This is a genomic window from Endozoicomonas sp. (genome assembly GCF_031844845.1).
In the GTDB taxonomy this organism is placed as follows: domain Bacteria; phylum Pseudomonadota; class Gammaproteobacteria; order Pseudomonadales; family Endozoicomonadaceae; genus Endozoicomonas.
This window is the reverse complement of record NZ_JAVRMB020000035.1, coordinates 1-12578: the sequence shown is the minus strand read 5'-3', so window position 1 is coordinate 12578 and position 12578 is coordinate 1. Positions and strand designations below refer to the sequence as shown.

The window sequence follows — 12578 nt, the reverse complement described above, 5'->3', positions numbered from 1 at the left end:
TCTAAATTGAGCTGTACCAAAGGATTCAAAGTGACAACACACTTACTCTATTTTTTAATTTCCGGTATTTTTTGATGAAATACATCAAAAGATATGGGGACTAAAGTTCTGTTAATCAATATGTAGTGCTTATGACTCTTTGGACAACACAAGATGTGCTACGAGGAGGGTGCTGAATAGTTACAATTCATCAAGCTTACTTTTGAATTCATTCTGTTTCAACGGCTGAAGTTTTGATTTCAGCCATTCTCTGAACTCTGCTGAGCAGACTCGCCCGCAATAACTGCTCTTTGTAAATTTTTGCATTGAATCAACAAGAAATTCAGGGGTTTTATTATCTGAAAGCATGTGCTGGCTAAGTTTTTTCAGTCACAAGTGGGATTGGCTCTGAATTCAATAAATGCTTCCAGCATCATTTTACAGATATTGTGAGCGGCTTCATTGCTCCTTGAGAAGGATTGTCGGGATTCGATATATTTCTTAAGGACAATTTGAAAAGTATTCAAGGCATTGAGTAGTTTGTCAGGAGTTACTCCTGCAAGAATACTGGGCTGGTTATTTCTAAGAAGGCTTCGAACAATACGTTCTCCAAGTTTATAGAATGGTTGAGTTTGGCAGATGTGTAATACCAATTCCACTTTCTAATACTAAACTATCACCATGGAAAATAAGAGCTGTAGACCTTCTGTCTCATAGTTTGAAAGTGGAAATGGTATTATAGGCTAATGGCACTAACTTAAGGGCTAACCACTTGTATTTACCGGGCTTTATGACTTTACCACTTGAGTGTTTAACTTGCTTTGATGGCTTGCTACGACAGTGCGAAATCTACAGTGTGATCATGGTTTAATTAAATCTATTTGTCAGAATGATCAGTTCCAAAAAAGTTACTCTATCCTGACAAAAATGAATGAAAACCTGTAAAAAATGCGCAGTTTTCATTCGCTTTCTGACATATATCAAACTAACGTACATCTGTAGTTTCCCCCCCCCTGCTTATGACGTTTTTTTGTCTGCTTTTCAAATCACTTTGATGTTTTTTTGGATTTCTGGAAAGCCTTTAATGCCAAGGCTTTCACCCTTAAGTCAGTGCCATTGGCTTATAGGCTCCCATCTCAGTGATATAGGATTTGAAAATGCTCATCGACGGTGTCCCTGGTCAATAGGTTGTTTGTTGTAAGTGGCCCAAGCCGGGCGGGTACGGCTCAACATCTACGAGTAACGTTCATACCAAAAACATGAAGTTACTCAGAGGTGTTTGCTATAAGAGGGGGCGGCCAGTCTAGGCAGGGTAGGTGTTGTAATCTATTGAAAATACGCCTGTGTTTTTAATCTTTCAATATATGGGAAGTATTCTACGATTTCATGATCTCAATATGCATCATATTAGTTTTGTAGCAAGGTCTAAAATAGCTTATGGGTATTTCTGTTGCTCTTGGTAGATTTGTAATATCTTCTGAAAATCCATCCGTTTCAATACTTGGTAGGGGGGAATATGAAAATCCGGGGCGTGTTCAAAAAAAAAGCGATATTGAATCGCGCATATTTTCTCCTCAAAATACGGATATGGTTTCAGAGGGTGTAATATCTCTGTTGACAAGAAGGATTCGTGTGATAACAGGTTGGGTTTGGGCCAGATGTGGGTATGCAAGTAAAGAAAGTCTGAGCAGGCAGTTGGTTGAAGTAAATGGAATTAGAAACAGTGAGGCCGTTAAAAAACGGTTAGATGCGGGGGCGGATGTTAATGCAAAAGATCAGAATGGCTCAACAGCGCTGCATATTCTTTGCGCTTCCGGTAGTGTTACAACAGATAGAATAACAGTGCTGTTAGGTGCAGGGGCGGATGTTAATGCAAAAAATCAGAATGGCTCAACAGCGCTGCATATTCTTTGCGATTCCGATATTAGTAGAGACTCCGATATAGATAAAGTAAGTATGATAACGGATCTGGTAAGTTATGGCGCTGATATGAGTCATATAAATAATTCTAATTTTTCTGCATTGGACTATTCTGAATTGTCAAATAATCGTTTGGTGTCAGATAGATTGCTGTTTTTTGGGGCCAATGTCAATGTTAATTACTCTCTACAGTTGGCAGTCTCAACCGGAAATATTGAAAGGGTAAATATTCTGTTTGCTGAAGGTGCGAAGATCAAGTTTGCAATAAATAACCAACTTTGTGAAACAAGTTTATTGCAATCAGTGGTCAATATAGAGATGCAAGAAGAAAGAATTGAGATGTTAAAGCTTTTATTCGATAAAATCTGTTCAGCTGACATTGATAAAGCTATTAAGGAAAAAGAATTTGAAAAGGCTTTGGTCACAGCTGTGAGTGATGGAAAAGAGAATGTGATTAATTTTATTTTTGAGAAAGGACATGTTGATAGTGGGTTAGTTGATAGTGGGCTGGTTAATAGTGCTTGCGACCATAATGGTACACCTCTGCTAAACTTGGCGGTTATTTATGAACGACATGATGCTTTGTTAGCACTTCTGCAGGTCAAGGCGCTTCCTGATGTGGAGGATAAGCAGGGTCGTACTCCACTCTACCATGCTCTGGAAAAAGGTTTAGAGGAAAGGGGCAGTTTACCGATAAAAATAACGAGAAAGTTATTGGAGGCAGGGGCTAAGGTGAGTAATTTACCTGATGATTTTCAGGGAAAGATTGCCACAGAAATTGGTAGCAACTTCTCTTTGACTTTCTTGATTTCTGGTAATTCTGGACAGCTTAGCGAGGAGGATCAAGTCTGGTCCGATGTTTATCGAGCCGTTAAGAGTGGGAGGTATAATAAGTCGTAATCAGTTGGTAAGTTGGAAATGGCTTTGCTTGTGTAGCGTTGCTCTTAGGGTAGACATTAGGGTTTTTTTCTGACAATACCGGATTTCAGAGCTTCACCTCCTTCTTTGACTCCTGCTCGCTGAGAGTCACTGCGGGTTGATTGATGCGTGCTGCAGCTCTTGCATTGGAACCACGAAGAACACGAAGGAAGGAAGGAAGAAAAGAAGGAAAGCTATTCTTCGTGCTCTTCGTGGTTAAAGCTGTTCTGTAGCCCCTGAAATTAATGGATAGTTGCTTAATGTCTACCGTAAGAACCAAAACAGGAAGTCACAAATAATAGCTAAATTGTAGTGATCCGATAGCTAAAGACAGTAATTATCGGTTTGACTCGCCCTCAAAAGGAGCGAGATTGCGCCGACTCATCGTTCAAACCCGGTACCCGGTTAAAACGCTTTGTTCAGTTCGAATGACAAATTGTCATTGCTGCTATCAAACTTTAAACGCGCATTGAAAGTAGGTGTAATCTGCTTGCTGGCAAACACTTCCATAGACAGGTCTGAAATACTGCTGTTATCTAAAGACACTGTGTAGATAGGGTTGAAGTTCAACCACCAGCCATTATCCAGTGTCAGTCGAGTGTAGGTCATTGCCGTAAAGGTCATTGTTGATTCAATATGCTTGCCATTCATATGGCCTACCATGACAGCAGGGAAAAGGGTGAAGCGTTCATGGACAGGAATGGTCATCAAACCACCACCGGAAACATGGGTTATGTTTTTACTGGTATCGTGATTGGTATCAAGGTAAAAACCTTTTCCTGATTCTCCGGCAAACAAACGCACGCGATAAATATCGAAATCTTCTTTGGCTTCAATCGCACCCATGTAATCCAGACGATCCTCAGAAGGCATGGCAAAGGCTAATTTTAAATTCAAACCCTGTTTACCGTAAGATACCCCTGCGCTGGAATAAATCGCGGTCGGGTCAGACATGTCAGGAGCGTCCTGGTCCGTGAGGTCAGCCACAGCTAATGTGGACATGATAGCCATTGAGGCGGTAATAATAAGGTTTTTCAACATGATCCAATCTTTGAAGGTATGAATAATAAGAAATTGAAATACATTTATTGCAAAGTATTTCTATCATGCTGGTTTTCAATGAATCATTGCAAACAAGAAGGCGTAACGAATGCACTGTGCGTGCAAAAGGTGTGTTTTAACATTTTTTAGAGAGAAATTCGTGTAATGCTCTGTCAACCCCCTGACTAATATGCGATTGAATATATTTTTGACTGAACTATCTAAAATACGCATTACAAATTACGTTATAAAGAAGACGACAAAAGTCTATGTTTGTTAACGCCCCATTTTATGGTTCGTCTATTGCAATCAATAATACTCTGTAATTCAAGGCGTTTAAGTACTTTACCTATTGAATTTCTGGATGAGCCTGTTAACTGAGCAAGTTGTTCATGGGTAATTATAATGGTGCTGCCTTGAGCGAACCGCAGTAAGAGTGCCAGTAATGTATGTATTTTTTTTACAATGTCTTTTTCTCTGAAAACATGACGAAGATTTCTATTTATTGATAGCTTTCTGATGACGGATCGATTAACCAACTGTAAATAATGGGTATTATCATACAATGCCTGAGTGGAAGAAAAAGGTATTTTTAGAATAATAACATCGGTTAAAGCCAATGAGTGGCTGATATACAAAGACTGATCAATAAGATAATCGTCATGCATAATGGTTCCCGGTGTGAGAAAACCGTCATAAAACTCTTTTCCTTCAAAGGAAAAGGTAAATAAACCAACTAATCCTGAGAGCAAAAAAATAACGGAATCAGGCGTGATATTCTGATCATGAATAATATGATCTTGTGAAATGACTTCAATGGTTCCCAGATTCAACAGGGTTTCAGACAGCTCGGAACTGACAGCAAATAAAGATTGTAAGAGTTGATGATGTGCAGAGTTGATCATAGTGTCTGATATACCAGAGTACGCTGGAAAAAGTGAAGGTTATCGTTCAATCCATGGCGTTACTATCAGCATTTGCTGTCGTCATTTTTTCTGCTGTTCGTAATCTGTTGTCCGCAATCCGTATTATTTCGAATAGCAGGTAGCGAACAACGAGTGATCGGTATTTTATATACAGATTCCCTTAGAATTTGTCCGGAAACAATTTTCCGCACATTCTGTAATTTCTTCCGTAAAAAAAAGCATAAACGGCCACGGAGACACAGAGGAAACTTTTAAAAACTCCGTGCCTCAGTGTCTCCGTGGCAAAAAAGAAACAGTAAAGTTATTAAAGGAATTACCTAGTAAGCGTAAGACAGTGTAACAAAGTGCAGCCGGTTTTTGGTGAATTCACCAACGACCGAGTTGCCAGGAATACCATCGTATGTCACTTCAGGTTGCCCCATATCTCGATATTCATAAGCAATACCTACACGACGCTGATTTTTTAATTCTTTTTCGGCCCCGAAGCCTAACAGCCACTGTTTACCAACCGATAAATCCGGGGTCATATTTTCAGACTTAAGCATTTCTGATTCAAACCTGATACCGCCCTGATAAGTCCATTTTTGATGGGTATAGCTCAGGGATGTGCCAAGGCTATAGATATTTTCCATGTCATGACCACTGGCATTGCCATAATCTTTCCAGTTTTCATAAGCTGCACGGATTTTAATGTTCATTTGTTCGTTAAGGTTATGACTAACACCGACATCCAGAGTAGCAGGCCAGGTGGTGGCAGAAGCCAGCTTTGATAATGTTTGACTGTTAGCTTTTAGGTCCAGTTTATAATCGTGTTCAATCTTACTTTTGTAATTAGCGGCAATGTAGGTTGAATCGCTTAGGTCAAACATGGCGGATAACAGAAAACCGAGCTCTGTTGAAGAGCCGTCACCCTTGACTTTTGCATCGCCATGACTGGCTTCCAGTTCTGATATGATGTGCTGAACAATCAATCCACCGCCCAGGGAAAGGTTGGACGTTGCTTGATAACCCGCTGCAAAGTTCATATTGATGACGCTAATCGCGAGTTCGTCAACCATATTCTGACCATTCAAGCCATTGCTGTACTTCATGCCCAGCCCTCCTTCTGCATGGAGGGAACCCGCTAGAACCACGCTATCACTAACGCGTTGAGCGTACGCCAGTCCGGGTGCGAATTGTTGATTGGCACCCGATGTCTTTACGGGTGTTGTCTCATTCAATTCGCCCTTAAAATCAAAATCGGCATCAACATATTGTAAGCCAATTGAATAACTGTAATCTTCAATATGTGTTAACCCGGCAGGACTGCTCATCGCGGCCGAGGCATCTTTGCGGTTCAAAGCATTGGCTACACCGGCAGAAGAGACACTATCGAAGGTCGCCATTTCTGACAGTATAATTCCGCCGGCAGAGGCATTTAATGCGATCAAAGGGAAGGTTAATAAAAGAGCATGACAGTGTTTCATGACGAAATAATAATCTGAGAAAAAACACACATTATCATTATTGGAATAATGCTAATGCACTCCTGGTGCATCAGCCATCAAATGGAAGGATGTGAAGGATGCTCTTTAACGAAAGGTACAGAAGCGATCGCATGCAATGCTTTTTCATCTTTTATGGTTAACAAACCATAGTGAGATTCGATGGCACCTTGCTTTTCTATAAATTTAATAGCTTTAGTCACTGTGTTTCTTGAGATATTCAGCAATATCGCCATTTGAGTCAGCGTAATAGGCACTCTATTCGTTTCAGTGATACCGTTCAGTGTTATCAGGGCGCGGCACACTCTTTTCTGCAATGAACTTTCGGTTTGTAAATTGAACAGGGTCGTGTGAATTTTAAGCTTTTCGGCCAGTGAGCGGTTAATCATCCTCGGGAATTCGTCATTGTTCTTATAAAGGATGCGTGCAGCATCCATAGGTAACTCAACCACCAATACTTCAGACAGTGCTCTTATGCTGGGCTCCTGCGGTTCATCGAGTATAAGGCAAAGATCGTTGGTCATTTGTCCGGCTGAAGCGATTCCACAGTAGGTTTCCTTTTGTTGATCGGTTGTTTTGAAAAGACCGGCAAGCCCTGACAGTATGAAAAACAGGTGACTGGGCGTAGTGTATTGCGGTTGTAAAATAGTGTTTTTTTCATAGAAAGAAACACTGGCCAGCTTAATGATTTCTGTTGCCAGGGTTCTTGATATATCAAATTTTGATTGTAGAGTACTTTGATGATTCATAGTCTCATAAGATCAGATACGTCATTTACGCTCAGGATTTCTTCAGTGGAAATCCCGTACTCTCTGGATGTAAAACAATAATAAATTAATAGTTTACCGTTTGATTACGAATCAGGATGCTATTGCACGGAGAGTGCATTTGCAAATATTTTATTATGATAGGTTATGGTCACATCATGGTAATTCTCTCAACCTTGGTTGTTATATTCATAGATGGGCACTAAAGAGCTGTACACCCTGATATGGACTCTCCGATAACTGTTCCCCGTCGTGAATTTATCAGCTTCTCATGTGGAACTGTTTTATGCTGTATAAAAACATAAGCTTCAAGGCGATGGCTTTAGGGGTAGTGTTGGTCGCAAATTCCGGAACGGTTCTTGCTGCATCAACTGATGTGCCTGCAATGGTTGTTAAAGCGGAAAATATATATTACGAAAACACGTATATCGGTCGTGTAAAAGCCGTTGATCATCTTAAACTTTCTCCCAAAGTATCCGGAGAAATTGTATCCATTCATTTCACAGAAGGCCGGGTCGTTAATGCCGGGGATGTGATGTTTACCATTGATCCCGAACCGTATGAACTGATGCTGGATTCATCCCTGGCGGCTCTTCAGGCTTCAGAAGCACAATACACAAATACGCTGTCAACACTGGAGCGTAGTGAAAAGCTGATGGATAGCCAGGCTATCAGTGAGCAACAGCTGCTGGATCATCGCGCTAATGCTCGTATTCATAAGGCCAATGTCGCTAAAGCAAAGGCTGCGGTTAAGCAGGCTGAACTGAATTTGCGCTATACCCGTATTACGGCGCCTATCACTGGTCAGACCGGTGAGCGCAAGGTGAGTGTGGGTGATATTGTGGCCAGCGGCTCTACTGTGTTGACCGACATTGTTGCCACAGACCCTGTTAATATCACCTTTAATGTCACTGACCTTGATTTATTAAGCGGTGTTGCTGAACGATCTGACCTGCAATTAATGTTGTCCCATGGTGAGCAATATCCCCACATCGGACAGGTTGATTTTGTCAACAATACGGTATCTTCCAGCAGCTCCAATATTATGGTGCGAGCCACCTTCCCAAACCCTGATAACACACTGGTTTCCGGCCTCTTTACCCGAATCAAAGCAATTGATTCCCAACCTGTGGAAAGAATTGTCGTCCCTCAGCGTTCGGTGATGGAAAATCAGTCAGGTCGCTATGTTTATGTCAATGACAAAAACAACACCGTTGCCATTCGTCCTGTTACTACCGGTGCCCGTATTGGCGAAAACTGGGTGATAGAAACCGGCCTGGAAGAAAACGACATTGTGCTAACCCGTAATCTGCAACTGTTGCGTCCGGGACAAACCGTTAATATCCAACTGGCTGAGGGCGTATAAGTCGTGGGTGAATTTTTTATCAGGCGGCCGAAGTTCGCTATTGTTCTATCGTTGTTGATCTCTCTGGCTGGCATTATTGCTTTCATGGCACTGCCTGTCGCTGAATACCCGAAAATTGCTCCGCCCAAAGTAAAAATCATGGCGGAATTTCAAGGCGCTTCCGCACAAATTCTGGCAGACACGGTGGCACCGATTATTGAAACCGCCGTCAATGGTGTAGAAGGTATGTCGTATATTGACTCTTCTGCCACTGATGACGGTAAATATAAAGCTTTTGTCACCTTTGAAGTAGGCACCGATGCAAGTCAGGCTGAAACCGATGTGCAGAATAGGGTAAGCCGTATATTGAGTCGTTTGCCTGAGGAAGTTAGACGACAGGGGGTTGAGGTTAAAAAGGTGAACGACGGTATGTTGCAAGTGGTGAACATCACTTCTACCGACGGTTCCCGGGACTTTGTTTTTCTGAGTAACTACGCTGAATTAACGGTTATGGAATCTCTGGCTCGAATCAGTGGTACGGGAGATGTGGTGCTGATTGGTACCCAGCCCTACGCTATGCGGGTTTGGGTTGATCCCGTTGCAATGGCGAGTCTGCAATTGTCAATCGCTGAAATTAACGCAGCGATTGCGACTCAAAATACCATTGTTCCGGCAGGTTCTCTTGGCGCATTACCGGCACCGGATGAAACCCAGTTTACCTATACCATTCAAACACAAGGACGTCTGGAAGCGCCGGAAGAGTTTGAAAACATCATTATTCGCTCCGGTGCTGATGGTTCCCGTGTGATTTTGAAAGATGTGGCCCGGGTTGAGTTGGGCAGTGCCGATTATTCAACCGGTGCTTATCTCAATGGTAATCCCAGTGCCATGATTGCCATTTATCCGACACCTGACGCTAATGCGGTGGAGTTGGCGCGCGAGATTCGTGACACCATGGCTGATATGCAAACCGGCTTTCCGGAAGGTGTTGATTACGATTTCTCTTTTGATGCATCAGAATCCATCGAAGCCTCCATGGCTGAAGTGTATGAAACACTGATTATTGCTGCCATTCTGGTGGCACTGATTACCTACATATTTTTGCAAAACTGGCGCACGACACTGATTCCGGTTATAGCGATTCCAGTGTCTCTGCTAGGAACCTTTGCCATTATGCAAATGGTGGGCATTGATATTAATACTATCTCTATGTTTGCCTTGATTCTTGCCATCGGCATGGTGGTGGATGCCTGTATCGTGGTGGTAGAAAATATCGAGCATGAGATGGAAACCAATCAGCTTGATACGGTTGCTGCAACCATCAAAACCATGAAAACAGTCACCGGGCCATTGGTGGCGGCCATGATTGTGCTGGTATCGGTATTTACCCCGGTCTCCATGACACCCGGTATGGTGGGTATTATTTATGCCCAGTTTGGTGTGGTTATGATTGTCGCCTCCGTGGTGTCGACGCTGGTTGCCATGACGCTGGCTCCGGCACTGGCGGCGTTGATTATGACCCCCGAAAAGCCGAAGCCCTGGTTTCTGTTGCGTTGGTTTAACCGTTTTATGGAAGTCGTTACTGCCGGTTATCTGAAAAGTGTGGGTCTTATGACTCGACATATTATGGTGACTGTCGTGTTGTTTGCAGGTTTGACAGGGCTGTCCTATTTATTCAATCAGCAGTTACCGGAAACCTTTGTACCGGGAGAAGATAAAGGCGTGTTTATGGTGGAAGTGACCTTGCCTCAGTCTGCTTCTGTTACCCGTACCGACAAAGCACTTGAGGAGTTGGTCACTGAAATGAGCACCGTTTCCGGTGTGAAGCATCTCAGTAGTGCCTATGGTTTTTCTCTTATCAAGTTTGCTGCACTGCCGAATGCCGGTGTCATTATTGTGTCTCTGGATGACTGGTCGGAACGAACCGACCCAAGTCAGACGGATATGGCGATTATTCAGCAATTCAGAGATATTTTGCAAAAGCATCAGGATGCCACAGGTATCGCCTTCAAGATGCCTCAGTTACCGGGAATGGGTACTTCCGGAGGTGTTGCTATGGAGTTGATGGAAACCACGGGGCAAACACTGGAACAAATGAAGCCGGTGGTTGACGCTTACCTTGGCCAGATCAACAGTCATGACGATATTGCCATGGCGTACCACACATTCTCTGACGAAGTTCCCCAGATTTATCTGGATATTGATCGTGAACTGGCGTTGTCCATGGGCATCAGCCTGACGGACGTGTATCAAACACTGAATGCCACCCTGGGTGCGAACTGGGTGAACGATGTCACCTTGTACGGTCGAAGCTTTATGGTTCGGGTACAGGCCGAGCCGGAATATCGACAGAATGAAGATGTGTTGCAAACCATAAAAATTCGTAATGCTGTCGGCGATATGATCCCATTGTCGGCTATTGCCCGATTTGAACGAACCGCAGGGTCAGACACGGTAACCCGTTTCAACTTGTTTAACTCGATTCGTATTACCGCAGTGCCTGCACCGGGTCGTTCATCCGGTGATGTTATCAACGCTATGGCAGAAATAGCCGATTCATTCTTGCCGGATGGTTATGGTTATGACTGGTATGGTCAAACGGCGGAAGAGGTAAAATCTTCTTCCAATGGTGCGTTACTGTTTGGCATTGCGCTGCTGATTACTTATCTGGCTCTGGTTGCACAATACGAATCCTGGGTGACACCGGTGTCAATTCTGTTGGCGGTCCCTACGGCCATTGTTGGCTCGCTGGCAATGGTGTATGCCGCTGGTGGTCAAATAAGTGTGTACACGCAGGTTGGCTTTGTTCTTATGATTGCCATGGCTGCCCGAAGTGCGATTCTGATAGTGGAGTTTGCCAAAGAGTTGCGGGAAGAGCAGGGGTTATCTATTTACGACGCGGCTGTTGAAGCAGCAAGACTTCGATTCCGTGCCGTATTGATGACGGCTTTGTCCTTCGTTCTGGGTGTACTGCCACTGTTGTTTGCCGACGGTGCCGGTGCTGAAGCCCGACAGGCGATTGGCCAGGTATCATTTGGAGGAATGCTCTCTGCAACCATCGCAGGGTGTTTGTTTGTGCCGCCTTTCTTTGCCCTGTTTCAGGGGCTTCGGGAGAAAACTAAAAAGACGTCGGTTAGCACTATTGCCGGAGCTGTGTAGCGAAGGGCTGGATTGTCTCGTTTCCATGGGGGAGCGTGGAAATAAGGTGAGGGTTCAGCTTTCTCGCTGAACCTTTCTCATCTCTGATCCGGTTGCTTTTCTCACATGAATGCTCAGATTGAGCATTTGAACATTGTTTAAATTTTAAAGTTAGCAATATTATGCAGCTCCTATATACCCAGGCTGACACTCCCCAAACACCTCAAACTACTGGCAAATGGGGAAGTTATTTCGGAACAATTCCTAAGTGGTAACCGAATGAAGCCCCATGAACTAACAATAGTCGGTGATTGGGGGGAGTGAAGGCAACCAGCAACCCCGCATCTTCAAGTGCGATGTGTATAAATGCACTTAGGAATTGTCCTTTAATAAATTCCACATTTGGGAAAACAGCCATTATTACCGACCAACTCCGCTGTCATCCTGTACAGGGATTGTACAGGATCCATCCACAGGGAGGTGACTGCCGATGGTTGGCTTTTATGCCTTCAGGCCCTCGGGTCCTCGGGTAATCCCTGCCGGATGGATTGTGTACAATCCCGGTAATTGCTCCTGCATTACTCTACCTCCTGCATCCATGCAGTCGCCTGTACGGAATGACAGCGGGAAAACCCAACCGGCGCGGTGTACGATGATGCTATTCTCCAAACGCCTAAATCTACTGGTAAATAAGATCCACATTTTACTGCGACTTGTTAAGGCCGCTACCCGCTGCCCGCAAAAGCACGAGTGACTCCTGCTTTTTCGGACTACGGACCACGGATCACGGACAACGTTTGTTGAAATGGGAAAATTATTACAGGACAAATCCTTAGAGTAGTTGAGTAACGCGGCTCGCCGTCTATTCTAATAGATGCTTATACCTGTCTCTGGATCATACTGATAGATATTCCTCCGACGTATGAGCAGCAGATGATAATTCAGGAGAAATACCATGTCCCGCAAACCACGCCTCACAAACAAACTGGATAATACAGTATCAACACAGATCAAAACTGATATCCCCCCTGATTTACTTAAAAAAGCAAAAGCATTGCAT

The 12578-nt window shown here is 43.5% G+C and carries 7 protein-coding genes; 3 read left to right on the top strand and 4 right to left on the bottom strand.

The features are described from left to right. Positions 1–1416: 1416 nt before the first annotated feature. On the top strand, positions 1417–2799 hold the full coding sequence (locus tag RM811_RS01605) for an ankyrin repeat domain-containing protein (RefSeq protein ID WP_402520118.1): 1383 nt from the start codon (positions 1417–1419) through the stop codon (positions 2797–2799). A 423-nt stretch (positions 2800–3222) separates the two neighbouring features. Here RM811_RS01605 and RM811_RS01600 read toward each other — a convergent pair whose 3' ends face one another. The 4 genes from RM811_RS01600 to RM811_RS01585 form a co-directional block, all read right to left on the bottom strand. After that, positions 3223–3771 (bottom strand): hypothetical protein, encoded by a 549-nt coding sequence (locus tag RM811_RS01600; protein ID WP_402520116.1) that lies wholly within the window; start codon positions 3769–3771, stop codon positions 3223–3225. A gap of 332 nt (positions 3772–4103) precedes the next feature. Beyond that, positions 4104–4763, bottom strand: coding sequence for a Crp/Fnr family transcriptional regulator (locus RM811_RS01595; RefSeq protein ID WP_402520114.1), 660 nt, complete (start codon positions 4761–4763; stop codon positions 4104–4106). Positions 4764–5101: 338 nt separating this feature from the next. Beyond that, positions 5102–6250, bottom strand: a complete 1149-nt coding sequence (locus RM811_RS01590) for an OmpP1/FadL family transporter (protein ID WP_402520112.1) — start codon at positions 6248–6250, stop codon at positions 5102–5104. A 77-nt stretch (positions 6251–6327) separates the two neighbouring features. Further along, positions 6328–7017, bottom strand: coding sequence for a Crp/Fnr family transcriptional regulator (locus tag RM811_RS01585; protein WP_402520110.1), 690 nt, complete (start codon positions 7015–7017; stop codon positions 6328–6330). Between the two features lie 304 nt (positions 7018–7321). On the opposite strand from RM811_RS01585, the gene RM811_RS01580 reads away from it, so the two are divergent. Further along, the gene (locus RM811_RS01580) at positions 7322–8401 is read left to right on the top strand and encodes an efflux RND transporter periplasmic adaptor subunit (RefSeq protein ID WP_402520108.1); all 1080 of its coding nucleotides are present in this window, start codon (positions 7322–7324) and stop codon (positions 8399–8401) included. Positions 8402–8404: 3 nt separating this feature from the next. After that, positions 8405–11539 (top strand): efflux RND transporter permease subunit, encoded by a 3135-nt coding sequence (locus tag RM811_RS01575; RefSeq protein ID WP_402520106.1) that lies wholly within the window; start codon positions 8405–8407, stop codon positions 11537–11539. Positions 11540–12578: the final 1039 nt, after the last annotated feature.